We start from the raw sequence: 16906 nt of genomic DNA, 5'->3' as shown, positions 1-16906 counted from the left end.
ATCTAATAAGCACAATTTCTAGAATTATTTTATAATTTTTCTAACTAAATATAATCATTTTCCGGCTTTACGGAATTGCCCATAATCAAAGCTTCCTTATCACATCCGGATGGCCCTTTAAAGTCCATATACCAATAACTAGGTAAATCATCCCAACTACGGAAATATTCAATATATTTGTAAAACTGTTTAGCCTTGGCTTCGAGAGTTTTAATATCCGTGTTATCATCACAAATATCAAAAAGTTGTTGGGTTATGTAATAAATAGATTTAGTATCATTTTTATATTTATCTATTAAGTACTCTATAATTTCGATTCGCTTGTTTAAGCTAAGATTATAAGAGTCTGAAATTAACAATTTTACAAAATTCTCACTATCACTACAGATGCTAAATAATATGTTCTGAATGTTCTCAAATAATTTCTGATATTTAACTAAAAATCTATTCCAAGTTATTGCTTTAAGATTGACAAAACTCTTATAGTCTTTTGGTTGGCATTCGGGAATATATTTTTGTAACGGAAAAATTGAGGTTATCTAAATTTTGATGAAAATTGTTTAATTCTTCAAAATATGCAGCCATAAAAATGATTGTACACTGAGTAATAAGAAAATCTACAAAATAAAATTGATAAATAAATTTGATGATATTTGAATATCTGCTACTAACTTGCTGTCTAGTTTGCTAATATCATTTACTATATCACCTATATATTTTAACTCTTCATCCGTGTGATCTACATATTTAATATTTAAATCTTCAAAGGTAATAACTTTATCTTCGGCCATTTTATCTATTATTGTATAGTTTTTAATTATAGGTTCTTCATAATTAGCAATAATATAAATTTCCGGATTATATATATCTTTGAAGTTATTTTGCAGCATATTTTTTACTGCTTTTACCGTATTTTGATTTAGATAATCAAGCTCTAATATATGAGAATATTGGTAAGTAATAAACTTGCATGATCTATTTTATTAAAAGGAGCAACATACCATGGATATTCACCTTCTTTAATGTCTTTTTGGATAAGAGCAATTATAACATTCTTCTTTTAAAAATGTATCATTAGTATCTGTTAAGGCTAAATTTTAAAATCCTCTATTACCTTGTCTAAATAGCTCTGCCAATCACTAGTGAATAATTTTAGTAATTGCTTAAAAAAACTAAAACTAATTTGCATATAATAATATTAAGTATGAATCAGAAGTTATTAGAGACAGTTATTGACTAATGTTATCTAAACAATGCTGTAGTTCTTCTAAATTACTTATATTACTTAACTTATATGGATAATTAATTTTCCGGAGCATATTTGTTAGTACGCTTCCTGCCCCTATTTCTACTATATGAGCGATTTCTAATTTGTGAAATAGTTCTAAAGTTTCACGCCATCTAACTCGCCCGCATATCTGAAGCATTAAATTTTGTTTGATTTCTGTAGGATCTAGAGTAGGTTTTGCGGTATAATTTTGGATTATCGGTATCAGAGGTTTATTAATTACAGCTTTATCAAGAGCTACTCGTATTTTTTCTTCTGCCGGCTTCATTAAGCTACAATGAAATGGAGCACTGACTTTCAGCTTTATTGCTTTATAACCTAAATCTTTAATTATACTAATAGCATGATCTATAGCTGTGGTCTTGCCGCTAATAACTATTTGTCCTTCGATGTTATCGTTGGCAATTTGGCATAAATTTATTTTGTTGATCTCTTCTAATATTTCTTCAAGTTTTTGAAGCGGAATATTGATACAAGCCGCCATGCTTCCCTCACCTTCAGGACATGCTTCCTGCATAGATGTACTACGTATATGAAGTAGTTTTGCTGCTGTCTCAAGGTTAATACTTTCGGTGCTACATAAAGCACTATATTCACCTAGCGAATGACCGGCAGCATAATCGCAAAGCCTATCCAAACTTTTACCGGTTTCAGCTTTGATAATATTTATTATTGCCATAGATACTGCCATTAATGCCGGTTGTGCGTTAGTGGTTAAGGTAAGTTCTTCAGAAGGTCCATTAAAAATTATATCAGTGAGTTTTCGGTTTAGTACTTCATCAACGATTTGAAAAGTTTCTTTGGCGGGTTTAAAATTATCATAAAAATCTTTTCCCATGCCGATCAATTGCAACCCTTGACCGGGGAAGATAAAAGCTGTTTTCATATTTTGTATTATCGATTGAGTTTATTAATAGATTTTATTAAAATTTTCTAAAATAGTCAAATTATTTTAAGCATTTTAACACTGTTTTTCAATTTTTACGCTATATATAATTTTTACAAAAGTATTAATTTTTCTTAGCTCTATAACTTGATTACTGTCAACTAGTACTATAAATTAAACTAAGAAAATATAAACAAGGAAATTAGTTATGAAGTTAAAAGAATATTTTAAAAAGTTAGAAAGTACAGCTTTTGGTCCGTGGCTTGCTGCATTTAAAAAATTATTTAGTAAAGAGGCATTAGAAGAGGAAATACTGAATATAAAACTAAAGGAATCTGAAAAGCAAGAGGTTAATAAAAAAGATTTAGTTATTTTATCTAATAATGTTATTGAAATTGGACAAAAAGATACAATAGCGCATGAAATTTCAAGAGTTAACCAATATAAAGAAAATATAGGTTTGGTATTTACTCTAATTACCAATATTCAATTAGAAAAATTTGCAGAATTTATCTCTAATTTACCGAAAAAACATAGTGAATTTAAGGATTACTTTCGTAGTGAAGAACAAAAAGATGGGTTTTTTAAAGAAGATGCTTATAAAAAAGTTGTTAATAAAGGTAAATTAGTTGAAAAATTCCAAAACTCATATAAATATAATTATGAAAAAATAGAACAAAATGTTCATGAATTACAAGCTTATTTAGATTCATATGAATATAATTCTGGTATTCTTAAATCTGATTTATTAAGGCATGATTATTATCATAATGCATAAATTATTATGCTATCTATTTTAGAAGTAGCGGTTTCAATAAAAATCTTATTAATTTTCTTATGACAATATCTATAAATGATTTAAATTTAAGATATAGGAGTAAATAAAAAATATTTAAGTTGAAATTCAAATAAATGTTACTACTATTATGTAGTATCTAACTAAATTCTGTGAAATTAATGATGTTTGATCAGTTAAATATCTTATATCCTCTGTTAATAAGTATTTTTATTTTTCTTGTTGTAGTTGTTATTTCTAAAATAACAAAGTATAAACAAGCCTTAAAAGAAAAAAATTTAAGTATTATTCCTTATGACCTTTTTCATAAGCATAATGCAGGGATGGTAATTGTTTAACCTTTCTATTTTAATTCTTGCTTTATTTTCAAAGAAACTTTCTAAAATTTTTAACATAAGATGCTGTTTAAATATATGTGCGTCTTAATAGTCTATTATATTTAATATAGCAGCTACTAATTGAGAGATTTATCGCAAGTTTGTTTGGCTATTTCATACCAGCAATTTTCAGGAGTGGTAGATTTATTACTAAAACCGCATATAATCAGCCTGTCTTTAGCTCTTGTCATTGCAACGTAGAGTAGTCTTATATATTCTTGCAAATCTTTTAATTTTTCAGCTTCTTTCAGCTCTTGCAAAAACTCAGGAGTATCGGCAGCATTAGCAGAGAAAAACATTTCTCCTTTATCATCCCAAATAAATTTATTGCTGCTTATCGGTAAAGTAGTAGAATCGCATAGTATAACAATAGGAGCTTCAAGCCCTTTAGAGCCGTGGACGGTCATTACTCTTATTTTGTCTGAATGCTCTATATCACGTTTAATATAGATATCGTTATTCTCAAACCAAGCAACGAATCCTTGCAGTGAATTATCTATATCATTTGCATAGTTTTTGCTTAATGTTAATAGCTCATTTATCATATCATCACTATCATCATCGTAAAGCTCTCGTAAATTTAGATTATGTACCACTAAATCAAAGAAGTTCTCAACAATAGATATTTTATAAATTTCAATTAGAGAATCTAACTTATTATATATCTCCTCATGTGAAGAGAGTATATCCCATAAGCTATTCTCACTTTTATTTACAAGAAGTTCGTATAATTGCTGCTCGCTTATTCCAATAATCGGTGATTTTAGTAAACCGGCAAGATTTAAATCATCATCAGGTAGTAACACAAATTTAGCTAATGAAATTAAATCCATTATAGTTAGATTTTCCTTAAGGTTCATTCTATCGCTTACCTCAACTTTAAGCTTAGCTTTGCTAAGTTCTTTGATCAGATTATTACTAAATTCATCTCTCTTTCTGACTAATATCATGAAATCTTTTTCAGATATTCTGTGTGCAGTAGATGGTAAAATTTCTTCGCTTTCTATTTGTTCTTTTATAAAATTTACGATTTTTTCTATGAGTAAATCGGCAGCAGATTTAGAATTTTCATAATCTTCAGGTAGTGCCCAAAAAAGCTCTTCTTGTTTTTCACTCGTCACTAATGGCCAAACCGTTACAGAGCCTTGATGTGTACGAAATGAGGATATTAAAGGATTATTCGAAAGGAATAAACCCGGGTAATTGGATTTTATATTTTTTAAAACATTATAAGTAAATTGTAAAATCTCTGTACATGATCTATAAGAATATTCAAGGGTGATATTTTTGAATTTCTTATTAGCATTTGTAAGATTTGCTTTTAGTCGCTCATTTACTAAGTTGAAATTACGAAGATCAGCCCCTTGAAAACTGAAGATCGATTGTTTATCATCACCGACTATGAAAACACTATTATTTGGCCTCTCTACAGCATTAAACTCTGTTATTAAAGTAGTAATAATATTCCACTGCGAGGGGCTTGTGTCTTGTGCTTCATCGACAAGAATATGATTTATCTCGCTTTCAAGCTTATGCAGCAACCACTTATGAGTAGTTTTATTATTTAGTAATTTCTCGGTGTAGTAAATTAAATCGTCGTAATCGAGTAAATTATTTTCTTCCTTATATGAATCGTATTTTTTTAAAATAATATGCGCAAGTTTAGTAAGTAAGTTCGTATGATATTCTAGCTCTTCTATGCGACGCAGCTCATCTAATCGGTAAATTTCAGAGGTAATTTTTTCTAGCTCTAGTAATAATTTAGGATATTTCCTTATTAATTCTTTCGATAAAAGGCTTTTTCGTTTTTTCCCATCTTTGGTAAAAAAAATTTCTTTCGGTGCTATCTCCACATCATACTCGGCAAATAAGTTTTTTACCTTATCGTAAATATTATTTAATTCCCCTAACGCTAATCTTTTATTAGATATTTCTTTGGGAATTTGCTTATTTATAAATAACTTTCTGAATTTAATTTTCTGCTCGATTATCTCGGTAAAAATATCTTGCAGAGTTATTTCATGAAATCGGTTAAGTAAAATTTTCATTAAGTCATTATGTTCATCGCTTAAGTAAATTTCGTTTCTGATATTTAGGAAGATATCTTGTAATTTAGTTTCTTCAAGGATTTTAAATTCTGGTGTTATGCCGGCTTCTAAGGGAAAAGTGTTAAGGATTTTTTGACAAAAAGCATGTATTGTATAGATATTTAAAAGCTTATTGCTATTTAGTATTTTATCATATAAAGTTTTTGCGTTTTCTGTGTCTTGCGGCGATGGCTTATTGCCGCTCATTAAGAAAAGTGCTTCTTCTAGTTTCTCGGCGTTGCAAAGAGAAAGATATTTAAGTCTGCTATTAATCCTTACTTGCATCTCTATAGCTGCAGCATTAGTAAAAGTAAGGCATAAAATATTGGAAGGCTCTACGCCCGTTATTAACAGACGTAAAAATCGATCGGTTAGGATTTTGGTTTTACCGGTACCGGCAGATGCCGATACCCAAACGGAGTAATTAGGATCAGATGCTTCTCTTTGTAAGTCACTCATTTATGTATCGATTTTCTACTGTTACCCCGTGGCTTGACCACGGGGTCCAGTCTTTTTAATTATTTTTCTGGATCCCGCTACAAGCTCGCGGGATGACATCCACAGCCATATAACGACGCCGATAAATTACATATATTACGATTAAAGAAATAGCAAGTCCAAACCAAGTTAGGGCGTATTCTAAATGGTCATTTCTGATTGCTGCTAAATGATTTATTGCAAGAGGTAATAAAATATCTAGATTGCTAATATCTTTTCCTTCCGCAATAATATAAAAATTCTCAAGATCTAAGCCTAACACTTTGGATGTTTCTTTTAAATTTAGCGTTAGCCACACATTATTTTTTATATCGTTAGCAGGTAAGTAGATACGAGTTTTTTCTGATGGCATGGTAACACCGATAATCTCGTGCTGCCGGTCGTTTGTAGCTTGCGTGATAATATTTTTATTGCGATTACTGAACCAACCTCGTGCTACTAAAATAACTTTATCTTCTATGGTTTTAAAAGGAGTAACTAAATAATATCCGTCTTTTTCACTCGACATTGACCTTCTACCGTATAAATATATGTCTTTATTAGGCAAAAATTGACCGGTAATTTTTACTTTGTGATAAGGTAAACCGTCTTGAATTTCTGCTAAATTAATTGCAGGTGAGGTTAGGTTAGCTTGCATTGAAGCTAAAAATAATTTCTTTTCTTTTAAACGACTAAGCTGCCAAAAGCCTAAAGAGATAAGTATTGTAAAGGTTATAAATACAAGAAAATTTGTTTTCATAGATAAGGGGATTGTTGATAATCGTCATTGCGAGCGACTATCGCAATGACGTTTTAATAAGCAGTTTTTAAAATCCTACTGAGAAACTCTTTATGTTTTTGCAGTTCTTCTTTTGTAGGTTTAATAACAATAGTAGTTTGCTCTGTTTTGTTATTTACTTGATTAGTTGCTAAATTATTTATTACGGCAGATTTATCAACCATTTTAAAGGCGGATTGTCTACCGCCCATTAATTCTACATATACTTCTGCAAGTAATGCGGCATCTTTCAAAGCTCCGTGAAGCTGCCTACCTGAATTATCAACTTTAAATCTTTTACATAATGCATCAAGATTATATTTTGAGCCTGGAAATATGCTTCTAGCCATTACTAAAGTATCAATAGTATTTGCTAGTTCCAAGAGTTTAATGTCGGTTCTTTTTAATAATGATAATTCGTGATTTAGAAATTTAATATCGAAAGGAGCATTATGAATAATCAGTTTGCTATCTGAAATAAACTCTAAAAAATCATCGGCTATTGTATGAAATAGAGGCTTGTCTTTTAAAAATTCGCCGGATATACCATGAATTCTATAAGCCTCAAACGGCATATCTCGCTCAGGATTAATATAAAAATGAAAATTCCTGCCTGTTAATACCTTATTTACCATTTCAATAGCACCGATCTCAACGATTCGATGACCTTGTCGTGGGTCAAGTCCCGTAGTCTCGGTATCTAAAATTATTTCTCTTAAACTCGACATTCCAAATCCTTTATTAGCTTCGCTATTTGTTTTTCCAAGTCTAACATATCAACGCCGCTATTTATAGCAAAATCTGCTTTTGCTATTTTGCTTTCTTGTGATAGTTGAATTTCTTTGATTTTATTATAAATTTCTATATCAAACGAAGATCTCGTTATTGCTCTTTGCATTCTTATTGCTTCAGAGCAGTATATTGTTACGACAAAATCAAAATATTTCTCAAATTTAGCTTCATAAAGCAGCGGTATTTCGGCAAAGCCAAATTTGGAATTAGCATTTTCTTTTTTAAATAAAATGAGTTTATCTATTAGTAAGGGGTAAATAAAATTTTGTAGTTTTTCTCTAGCTAGGTCGTTATTGTAAATTAAATTACTGATTTTTCTAATATTGAAAGACTCAAGTTCAGGTAGTAATTTTAAAATCTGAGTTTGCAAAACTACATCTTGATATAATTCTTTTATGCATCTATCGGCACAAAAAGTTTTATATCCTTTTTCTGTTAAATAATCCAACATAAAAGTTTTACCCGATGCATAGCTACCGGTAATACCTATTGCTAACATTTTGTTATAAAAATTTTATGTTTATTAGCGAGTTTTATAGTTAATTCCTCTTCGACTATAATTACGTTATTTTTTTGAATCGCTACCCCTTTGTAATTATATTTAGCAAGATTCTTTATAGTATTAGGACCGATCGTCGGCATATCTAGTCTATTATCTTGACCTAATTTCGCTATTTTTACTAATACTCCTCCATGAGGATTTTTACGTAAATCTGCACATCTCGTTATTAAATTATCCGTTCCTTCGGCAGCCTCTATACCAAGTATATAGCCACTTTCAACTATAACCGATTGTGCGATATCGAATGCACTTAGATGATTCAATAATTTTATTCCAAGCTCAATATCATTTTTATCTGAACTTATAGGGTTAGTATTGGTTATAATATTGGAGTTACCTTGTTGATTTTTATATATTTCATTACTTGAAATTACCTTGAAACCGTAACTTTCAAAAAAATCCGCTACTATTTTTAGCAAACTATCATCTCCTCGAATTTTTTGCCCAACTATTTTGAAAAGCAATAAACCGCCTATTTTATCTACGGCTAAATTTTTAAAATTCGGTCTATTAACTCCACCGATAAAAATAATATTTTTTACCTTATGCTCCTTAAAATATTTTATAGCTTCCCCGACCATACCGATTTTTAAAATCTTATATTCAAAATCTTTAATTTGCTCTATATCAGCTTCGTCTTTAATTGCTGCGATATAGCAATTACCGCCTTGCTTTGTATAATTACCTGCTATTAAGTAAGGTAATGAACCTCTGCCGGCTATAATTCCAAGATTTGGTAGCATAATTAAGTTTTTAATTTAGAATTCTAACCATTTATTATAAGTCTATTTTTAATATAAATCTAGAATTCTTATTTGACCTTTACATTTTAATCAAATTAAGGCATAATATTTGGTGCTAATATAGCTATAGTAATAAACGTAATTTAGAATAGAGGTTGCGGACTCGGGGGCAGTACCCGACGCCTCCACCAAAACTTTCTAAATAACTTGCTCCTAAAGGTAATTTGTACGTCGATCCGGTATTCGAATCCTCACGTTACTTGCGTGTACCCTGCGGTTCTGCGTTCCGTGTTGCCTTCAAATTTCTCTTTATTAGCTACGTCATTTAGAAAAGTTTAAATATGTAATAACTCTTAAAGAGTAGACAATACGAAGTTCATCGAGTATTTTTGGGGGGCGAAATAGGATCGACGTGCCTAATAAAAAGATTGCTTTTACTCGGGATGATTCCGCCGATGGCTTGTGCCATATGGGTCAAAACAAAGAAACGCAAACGATAATAATCGTTCTGTAGGTCATTTAGCTTTAGCAGCTTAATCCTACGCGGCTGGAGGGTGTGCCGGGCAACAGAACAACCCTCACTTATACTTGTTTAATTTGAAAAATTGGCATTGCCTAAAAACGGTTGATCTTGTCATTGCAGGCGAACGTAGAGAATGTGGCAATCTCATAAAGTAGGACTCCTGAGATTGTTTCGTCAAAACTTACAGTTTTTCCTTGCAATGACTTAAACTGTTCAAATTAAACTTCGTCGACTTATTTTTATTTATTTTTCTCGTATGAATATTGAATATAAAAAATTTGTGCATGAATATATGCTAGAATTTGTGAAAAAAATTCTAACAAAAATTCAGCATGAAAATTTATATTGGGATCAGTTAATATACATATCGTACAGAACCGATAATCCTGCAGTAATTTTACCTTCAAAAGTTAAACAGGCATATCCGAAACAGATAACAATAGTACTGCAATATCAGTTTGAAAATTTAATAGTAAATGATACGGGCTTTTCTTTAACGGTAAGTTTTGACGGTGTTAAAGAAATAATTTACGTACCTTTTGATGCACTTATTAGCTTTGTTGATTTCAATAATAATTACAGTCTCACTTTTAATCAGTCGTTAAATATACATGAAAATCCTCAACATGAAGAGGCAATAAGTAATAATAAAAGTGATCAGACTTCATCATCTTCAAGTCCAAATGTTATAATGTTAGATAAGTTTCGTAATTCTTCTAAACCTAGTTAATGCATATTATGGATTCAAAAGTAGTGATATATACTGATGGTGCATGTGCAGGTAATCCAGGTCCCGGAGGGTGGGGAGCTTTGCTTCAATTTAATGATACTAGCAAAGAAGTATTTGGGTATGAGTTAGATACGACTAATAATCGTATGGAAATTACGGCAGCACTTGAAGCCTTGAGGATTTTAAAAAAATCTTGTAATATTGAGATTTATACCGATAGTAAATATTTGCAACAAGGAATTACCGCTTGGATTCATAATTGGATAAAAAATAATTGGTGTAAAAGCAACAATGAACCCGTTAAAAATGCCGATTTATGGCAAAAATTATACGCAGAATTGAGTAAACATACTATTATTTGGAAATGGGTAAAAGGTCATGCAAATAATAGCGGTAATATTGCTGCCGATAAACTTGCAGTGCAAGGAAGAGAAACTGCTATAGAAATTTTAAAATGTCGTGGATAGATAAGTGTTTTATTACTTTTTTTCACAAAAAAGTAGGAGAAGATGAGTTTTTGAATCAATATTATGAAAGCCGTAATATTGATTATTTGGGGCGTCCAAGGAGGTTTGTTATTTATAAAAATGTAAATGAACCTACAAAAATTCCGCCAAGTTGGCACGCTTGGTTACATCATTTAGTAAATGAGAGACCAAAAAGTATTCAGCTTTTTCCATGGCAAAAGAATAATAAAATGGTTAAAAAGCTGCCTAAAACATCAAATCTTAAATATAATAGATGGCAACCGTAATTAATTAATAAAATATAAAAAACAATGCAACAGAACATTATTGAAACAATTATAGGCTTTGTAGTATTAATTATTGCTTTGCTATTTTTGATTTTTGCCTACAAAACAGGTAGTTCTATAACTAGCTCAAAAGGATATCAGGTAACTGCTCATTTCCAAAGTGCGGAAGGGATAGCAGTTGGAAGCGACGTAATGATTTCAGGTATAAAAATCGGTAGTGTAAAGCAAATTACTTTAGATCCAAATAGTTTTGATGCAAGTGTATATCTAAATATTAATGATGATGTTAAAATACCTAAAGATTCTAAAGCCCAAGTAGTCACCAGCGGGTTACTTGGAGGTAAATATATTTCAATTGTACCGGGTAATGACGATGAAAATTTAGCGGCTAATGAAGAGATAAAATATACTCAATCAGCAATTAATATTGAATCATTAATTAATAAAATTGTTTCTTCATTCGGTAGTAAGTAGAAGTAATACGAAATAAAAAATCATTAAATTTAGCCGAATCTAGTTTAGATTCGTTTTTTTATTGTGTAAGCTATTGTAAAGTGCTTATAAGAGTAGCATCGTATAAGTTTTGTAGGCAAAATAATTTGCTTAACAAAATGTAAACTAATAAAGGAGTAAATTATGAAAGAATCAAATTCAAACTCTACTAAAGCAGATGTCGAAGGTATCAAAAAAGATATTGAAAGCTTAGTGTCAAGATTACGTAATTTAAAAGGTAATCCAGAGATATTCTAGATGAGCAGTTAGGTAATTTATCATCCCGTTATGGAACATTATAAAGATAAAGGAATGGATAAAGGTAAAGCTAATGTAGCGGATTTATGTGAATTGACACGTGACCACCCTTTGCGGAATCTCGCTTACGCTTTTGGTGCAGGTGTATTGCTCGTTATTCTTATGAAATAGGTAATTCCATGTTAAAATCTCTAATATATTAATTATTAAAAAGTAGCATTAAGCAAGAAGAGAAATCTTATGGCAAACCATTTGTCTATTTTTTTAATATTCTAGGTTTAGTTTTAATACTTATTGCTAATTATTGTTATTGTTCGGATAGTCTGGAATTTTATTTTCTTATGCAAAGCGGAATAATTTCTATTATATCTTCTATGGTTATTGAAGTTGTTAGATGTTATTTAAAATACAAAAATAGATATCGTACTTTAGATTGTTTAAGATCAAAAAGTAGAGAGTTAGTAGAGAGCATCAGTACGTCGTTTACTGACTTAGTCTCAACTAAGACCTTAATAAGATATTTACCTACGATAATTCGCTATGTTCCAAGTACCGTACTGACATTTTTAGTATGTACTTATATTAAAAGAAAATTCTTAAAAAATGTTACATATCCACTTTTAGGTAAGTAGTAATTTATCTCTCGGTTTAGGTAACTCTAAACCGAGCTTTAAATAACTCTGTCTTACTTAAAAATATAGTTTCAATATTAAGCTCTTGATACCGAATTTGGTAAGATTCGCTTATACGACTTCGTTAAGCTCACTCTTAAATTTGTTATTTGAGTGTCTAATTTTGTTTTTGGGAAATCTACATTATCTTAGCCAAGTAGTATGAAAGTGTTTAAGCTTTCTTCGTCGTCTTTGGTCATTATATAATGCACTTTGACATATATAAGCATTTGATGTGTTTTGTCCGATATTTTATTTTTCTCTAAAAACGCATATGATTTATGAGTATTGTTATGTTCATCTTGTATACTAAACACTTTATTTACTGTAACTGATTTATCGGATTTTGATATAAAATCAAAAATCATCAATAAAATAGTTTAAAGAATCTCTAAATAATTCGCTTAATTGCTTATCATTTTCAAGTTCTTCATATGATAACGATCTTGCGGTTTTCAACTTAAAATATGATTTAATCATTTCAAGAGCAGAATATCTATCGCAGTTATTATTAAGAATTTAATATAACATTTTTTTATCAAAATATGCAGGTATTATTTTTAAATCCTTATTAATAATTTGCTGTTTGTAATAAGATAATTGACGCATAAACACGATAAAAGTAGCTGTAAGACCTGCAACTAAGATAGAGTATAAATTTAGTGATTGAAAAAGCATATTTTGAATATATTTAATTATAATGACCAATGATAGTATAGTATTTTTTCTTTCAATTAGTGTATTTATCACATATCTATCCATGCTAAAAAATAAAGTAAATTTAAAGTACTAATTGTTAGTTTGTTTCTTGCTTTTAACGTTACTATTTGCTGGGGAATACAGTTAAATCTATATAATTACAACTATAAAAAACATCGCAATATATTATAGCTTTTTTCTATCAATTCACGGCATATATTAAGTTGCACTTCCTTTTCTTATTTATCGTGTAAAGTGAAATTTTCTATTGACTTTTATATAAAACAGTATAAATTTCTTTACAATTTAATTTTTTGTAAAGAATTTATGCTAGGCTATGAAAAAGAACAGAGAAGTTTAACAAGCGACCAAAAAGCAGCCACGGGAAGTTGTACGTTCATTTAGCAGTATAAATGAATTGTTCTTTCCTAAATATGATGCGAGTGCAGCTGCTCTTCTCTCTGCCTTTACCTTTTGTTCTACCTTTATATTTAGACCACTAGGAGCATATGTTTTTGGTCGAATAGGTGATATAAATTAGGGCGAAAATCTACTATTATTATCTACCTTAATGGCTTTATCCTGTATAATTATGGCAAATGCTCCTACTTAAATTGGGACAACTGTAGCTTTAGCTATAGTATCTTTAGTGACTACTCAAGGATTTAATTGGCGTCTTGCCGTTTGGATAGATGCAATTATTGCAGTTGTGAGAGGTTACGCTAAAGCTCATCTTAGAGAAACGCCTGATTTTGTAGATGCAAGTGCTAGACTTTTACGAAAATATGAAAAAGCAAATATCGACAAAAAAGAATTAAAAAACGATGAGATTTTTTACCAAAAACCTAAAAGAAGACAACTATATATTTTTTCATAATGGTTGTGCTTGGCCCATATTTTCTACTATACTTATATTACTTGTGGTGAAGTTTTAAAGAATGCATTTGGATATAGTGCAGCTCAGGTTATTCATCATAATTTTATTATTTTAATGTTCCACCTAGCTAGTATGTCTTTAATATGTTTTCTAAGTTATAAAATATATCCTTTAAAAATTCTTAGAGTAAAATTAGCTTTACTCTTATATTTATTCTATTTGCACCATACCTTTTAAAAAGTACAACTACACCTTTCTAGCTTCTTTTAATTCAAATAGGTTTGATAATATGTTCATTTGATACTGTTCATGCTGTTTCAATCTTTTTTTTAGGCTCCGGTTTTTAAACGCTTTACAGTAGTATGATATATGCTGTTTCTAGAGCCTTAATGTGTATAATTACTTCGTTTGGCATTATATATTTAACAAAATATTGGGGTCAATATGGTTTGTTTGTTGTGATGGTTCCATTACTTATAATTTGTATGTTTGGTCTAAATCATTTTCAAAAGTTGGAAAAAGAAACAGGTTATTCATAGTGAATAATGATATTTATTTTTGTTGAGAAAATTTATCTTTGTATAAAAACCTATAGCAAATTTCATTAAACTTTTCTTCAATTTCATAACACTCTAAATGTATAGCAACAACTAGACACTTCTTAAATGTTTCCATAATGATCTGCTTCGCTTTTTCAGGTGATTTAGCTGCTAATGTTTGTACATTATGAATACGAAAATAATTTTATAAGTGCGGTATCCTATCGTTTTTGCTTAATTAATAGGTTTAAGCTTTCCTCGACACTGATTTGTCCGTGAGGTTTAATTCTAGTTAAACCTTCTACATGTTTTACTATTTCTTTACCAAAAATTTCGATGATCAGCTTTTCAGTAAGTTCTGTATCCTCAATAGTATAGTGGAAGTAGAGCAGCATTTATCATATTAGAAGTAAAAAGCTTAGGCGCTTCGTCTGCTACAAACTTTGCAAGTATAATCGCTGCTTCGATCGGGTGCGAATAATACGGATCACCTGACTGACGCATTTGTGAACCATGATATTTACGAGCGTAGTAGATACCTGTTTTAACTTCCTCTATATCAACAGGATTTTTTACTTTAGTGTTTAAATATTCGAGTTTATCAACTAGCTTTTTAGCGTAAACACAAATTTCAAACTTTTCTTTCCAAGATTTTATATCTTCCATAAAAGTTATTTTATTTATATTAATAATAGTTGATTACAATTAAAGCAAAAGTGTAAAAATTGTAAATAATTTTTTAACTTTAAATAGATTAATAGTTTTTGGTTACATTGTATTTAAACAATTTCATTTTGTGTTATTATGTATTTTTGCTTCTTGTTCTTGCTGTAATTTATACTCTGCTGCTTTTTCTTCTATATAGTTAAAAAAGAAATAACAAAAAGTTAACAAACTAGTGAGAATAATAGCAAATGTTATTAATATTAACTTAAGCTCTTTCCTTGCATTGTGAGCTTTTAAACGCTTTTCCTCCTCTTCATCTATTATTCACTCAAAGGTTAAAGTTTCTTCTTCTTTATTTTCCATATTTTAACTCTTATAAATTAAATTATATTATGAATGACAGAGTTTAATTATCATTTTTAAGAAAAGTAATCTATAAAGTAATTAAAATAAGTCAATGACTATAATTATTTAGAGTTGAAAAGATTATCATTACGCGGGAATGACATCGGAAGGCTAAATTACAGCATAAAACAACTGCTTTTAATCTTAATTTTTATATTCCAGGATAAACTATAGTATGCTAAGATATTGCTTTTAAAAATAAGTGATTATCAGTGTCAAAATTTTCTTTTAATATTCATCATCAGCATAAAAAAGCTAGAAGCGGTATTATCGTAACCGCACACGGTGAGATGCGTACACCCGCTTTTATGCCAGTTGGAACTAGAGGAACGGTTAAGGCAATGCTACCTGAATCGGTAGCAGAAACGGGGGCGGATATATTGCTTGGCAATACTTACCACTTAATGCTTCAGCCGACTGCCGAACGTATAGTACAGCTTGGTGGCTTACATAAATTCATGAATTGGGATAAGCCGATATTAACCGATTCTGGCGGTTTTCAGGTAATGTCGCTATCGAAGTTATGCAAGATAACCGAAGAGGGAGTAAGTTTCAGCTCTCATATTAACGGCGATAAATATATGTTAACTCCTGAGCGTTCTACCGAAATACAATATCTGCTCGGTAGCACAATCACTATGGCTTTTGATGAATGTACGCCTTACCCTGCAACCTTTGAAGAAGCTAAAACTTCTATGCAGCTTACGACTAGATGGGCGAATAGATCACGTAATGCTTTTGTTAAGCGGGAAGGCTATGCACAATTCGGTATTATTCAAGGTAGCGTTTACGAAGAATTACGTGAGCAATCGGCTAAGGATCTAGTAGAACTTGATTTTGAGGGTTATGCTATAGGTGGACTTGCAGTAGGTGAGGGGCAGGAGCTTATGTTTAAAGTACTTGATTATGCTCCTGAGTTTCTGCCGCAAAATAAGCCGCGTTATTTAATGGGAGTCGGTAAGCCTGTTGATATTATAGGTGCGGTTAGCAGGGGTATAGATATGTTTGACTGCGTAATCCCGACACGCTCAGGTCGCAACGGTCAGGCTTTTACGAAATACGGTACGGTAAATATCCGCAATAGCAAATATGCCGATGATAACAAGCCGCTAGAACATGATTGCCTATGTCCTGCTTGTAGAAACTATAGTAAAGCTTATCTACATCATTTAGTTAGAATCGGTGAAATACTTGGCTCTATGCTAATGACATGGCATAATTTAACATATTTCCAAAATCTCATGAGCCGTATTAGAGCATATATTAAACTAGGTAAAGATTTTGATTTTGATTCTTAAAGTGACTAGTTATAAAACATGCCTTATTACATGTAAACGTACTTAAGTGGGTTATGTTATGAAAAAAGTTTGTGCAGATCACATTTCAGTGATTGTAACTAGACAAAAACAAAAACTGGTGGTTATTATGTCGCTTGAAGATCATAATGCTATGGAGGAAACTATACTTGTTAAAAAGTCCTAAAAATGCTGAAAGACTAAAACGAGC

General features: G+C 30.6%; 19 protein-coding genes, 1 other RNA gene and 1 pseudogene. 10 read left to right on the top strand and 11 right to left on the bottom strand.

What is annotated here, in order from left to right:
* Positions 1 to 44 precede the first annotated feature (44 nt).
* The 3 genes from RC_RS05555 to fabD form a co-directional block, all read right to left on the bottom strand.
* Positions 45 to 359, bottom strand: coding sequence for a hypothetical protein (locus RC_RS05555; protein WP_010977690.1), 315 nt, complete (start codon positions 357 to 359; stop codon positions 45 to 47).
* 258 nt (positions 360 to 617) lie between these two features.
* A complete protein-coding gene (locus RC_RS05545; protein WP_010977689.1) occupies positions 618 to 890 on the bottom strand; it encodes a hypothetical protein in 273 nt (90 codons plus the stop codon).
* A gap of 339 nt (positions 891 to 1229) precedes the next feature.
* A complete protein-coding gene (gene fabD / locus RC_RS05540) occupies positions 1230 to 2174 on the bottom strand; it encodes an ACP S-malonyltransferase (protein WP_010977688.1) in 945 nt (314 codons plus the stop codon).
* A 208-nt stretch (positions 2175 to 2382) separates the two neighbouring features.
* Between fabD and RC_RS05535 the strand changes: the two genes are divergently transcribed.
* The gene (locus RC_RS05535) at positions 2383 to 2952 is read left to right on the top strand and encodes a hypothetical protein (protein WP_010977687.1); all 570 of its coding nucleotides are present in this window, start codon (positions 2383 to 2385) and stop codon (positions 2950 to 2952) included.
* Between the two features lie 472 nt (positions 2953 to 3424).
* Here the strand turns inward: RC_RS05535 and RC_RS05530 are convergent, their stop codons facing one another.
* From RC_RS05530 to RC_RS05510, 5 genes are read right to left on the bottom strand one after another with little or no spacing between them, the layout of a single operon-like run.
* Positions 3425 to 5893: a UvrD-helicase domain-containing protein gene (locus RC_RS05530; RefSeq protein WP_010977686.1), complete on the bottom strand. Its 2469-nt coding sequence runs from the start codon at positions 5891 to 5893 to the stop codon at positions 3425 to 3427.
* A gap of 55 nt (positions 5894 to 5948) precedes the next feature.
* Positions 5949 to 6671 (bottom strand): SURF1 family protein, encoded by a 723-nt coding sequence (locus RC_RS05525; protein WP_004997569.1) that lies wholly within the window; start codon positions 6669 to 6671, stop codon positions 5949 to 5951.
* A gap of 53 nt (positions 6672 to 6724) precedes the next feature.
* On the bottom strand, positions 6725 to 7417 hold the full coding sequence (gene dnaQ / locus RC_RS05520) for a DNA polymerase III subunit epsilon (protein ID WP_010977685.1): 693 nt from the start codon (positions 7415 to 7417) through the stop codon (positions 6725 to 6727).
* On the bottom strand, positions 7405 to 7980 hold the full coding sequence (coaE, locus tag RC_RS05515) for a dephospho-CoA kinase (protein WP_010977684.1): 576 nt from the start codon (positions 7978 to 7980) through the stop codon (positions 7405 to 7407). Before coaE ends, dnaQ begins: the two co-directional genes overlap by 13 nt.
* On the bottom strand, positions 7974 to 8786 hold the full coding sequence (locus RC_RS05510; RefSeq protein WP_010977683.1) for an LpxI family protein: 813 nt from the start codon (positions 8784 to 8786) through the stop codon (positions 7974 to 7976). Before RC_RS05510 ends, coaE begins: the two co-directional genes overlap by 7 nt.
* Positions 8787 to 8860: 74 nt before the next feature.
* On the opposite strand from RC_RS05510, the gene ssrA reads away from it, so the two are divergent.
* The 6 genes from ssrA (at position 8861) to RC_RS08025 (ending at position 12175) form a co-directional block, all read left to right on the top strand.
* Positions 8861 to 9369, top strand: a transfer-messenger RNA (tmRNA) gene (gene ssrA, locus RC_RS06910).
* Between the two features lie 196 nt (positions 9370 to 9565).
* On the top strand, positions 9566 to 10039 hold the full coding sequence (locus RC_RS05505) for an SspB family protein (RefSeq protein ID WP_010977682.1): 474 nt from the start codon (positions 9566 to 9568) through the stop codon (positions 10037 to 10039).
* On the top strand, positions 10039 to 10506 hold the full coding sequence (gene rnhA, locus RC_RS05500) for a ribonuclease HI (protein ID WP_004997577.1): 468 nt from the start codon (positions 10039 to 10041) through the stop codon (positions 10504 to 10506). Before RC_RS05505 ends, rnhA begins: the two co-directional genes overlap by 1 nt.
* On the top strand, positions 10494 to 10793 hold the full coding sequence (locus RC_RS05495; RefSeq protein ID WP_010977681.1) for an NADH-ubiquinone oxidoreductase subunit NDUFA12 family protein: 300 nt from the start codon (positions 10494 to 10496) through the stop codon (positions 10791 to 10793). Before rnhA ends, RC_RS05495 begins: the two co-directional genes overlap by 13 nt.
* 24 nt (positions 10794 to 10817) lie before the next feature.
* Positions 10818 to 11267 (top strand): outer membrane lipid asymmetry maintenance protein MlaD, encoded by a 450-nt coding sequence (gene mlaD, locus RC_RS05490; RefSeq protein WP_004997581.1) that lies wholly within the window; start codon positions 10818 to 10820, stop codon positions 11265 to 11267.
* Between the two features lie 494 nt (positions 11268 to 11761).
* On the top strand, positions 11762 to 12175 hold the full coding sequence (locus RC_RS08025) for a hypothetical protein (protein WP_233417475.1): 414 nt from the start codon (positions 11762 to 11764) through the stop codon (positions 12173 to 12175).
* A gap of 178 nt (positions 12176 to 12353) precedes the next feature.
* Here the strand turns inward: RC_RS08025 and RC_RS11100 are convergent.
* A pseudogene (locus RC_RS11100) lies at positions 12354 to 12922 on the bottom strand (hypothetical protein).
* A 640-nt stretch (positions 12923 to 13562) separates the two neighbouring features.
* Between RC_RS11100 and RC_RS08635 the strand changes: the two are divergent.
* A complete protein-coding gene (locus tag RC_RS08635; protein ID WP_010977677.1) occupies positions 13563 to 13790 on the top strand; it encodes a hypothetical protein in 228 nt (75 codons plus the stop codon).
* A 905-nt stretch (positions 13791 to 14695) separates the two neighbouring features.
* On the opposite strand, the gene RC_RS08625 is transcribed toward RC_RS08635, so the two are convergent.
* Positions 14696 to 14995 (bottom strand): bifunctional (p)ppGpp synthetase/guanosine-3',5'-bis(diphosphate) 3'-pyrophosphohydrolase, encoded by a 300-nt coding sequence (locus tag RC_RS08625; protein ID WP_010977673.1) that lies wholly within the window; start codon positions 14993 to 14995, stop codon positions 14696 to 14698.
* Positions 14996 to 15118: 123 nt separating this feature from the next.
* Positions 15119 to 15319 carry an RP671a family tick cell line-upregulated protein gene (locus RC_RS10485; protein ID WP_233417474.1) on the bottom strand — a complete coding sequence of 67 codons (201 nt, stop codon included), beginning with the start codon at positions 15317 to 15319 and terminating at the stop codon, positions 15119 to 15121.
* A gap of 293 nt (positions 15320 to 15612) precedes the next feature.
* Between RC_RS10485 and tgt the strand changes: the two genes are divergently transcribed.
* Together tgt and RC_RS10850 are read left to right on the top strand one after the other, a co-directional pair.
* The gene (tgt, locus tag RC_RS05465) at positions 15613 to 16698 is read left to right on the top strand and encodes a tRNA guanosine(34) transglycosylase Tgt (RefSeq protein WP_004997587.1); all 1086 of its coding nucleotides are present in this window, start codon (positions 15613 to 15615) and stop codon (positions 16696 to 16698) included.
* Between the two features lie 58 nt (positions 16699 to 16756).
* Positions 16757 to 16882: a type II toxin-antitoxin system Phd/YefM family antitoxin gene (locus tag RC_RS10850; RefSeq protein WP_016830934.1), complete on the top strand. Its 126-nt coding sequence runs from the start codon at positions 16757 to 16759 to the stop codon at positions 16880 to 16882.
* Positions 16883 to 16906: the final 24 nt, after the last annotated feature.

Source organism: Rickettsia conorii str. Malish 7 (genome assembly GCF_000007025.1).
Lineage (GTDB): Bacteria > Pseudomonadota > Alphaproteobacteria > Rickettsiales > Rickettsiaceae > Rickettsia > Rickettsia rickettsii.
The sequence above is the reverse complement of the archived record's forward strand: the minus strand, read 5'-3'. Positions and strand labels throughout refer to the sequence as shown.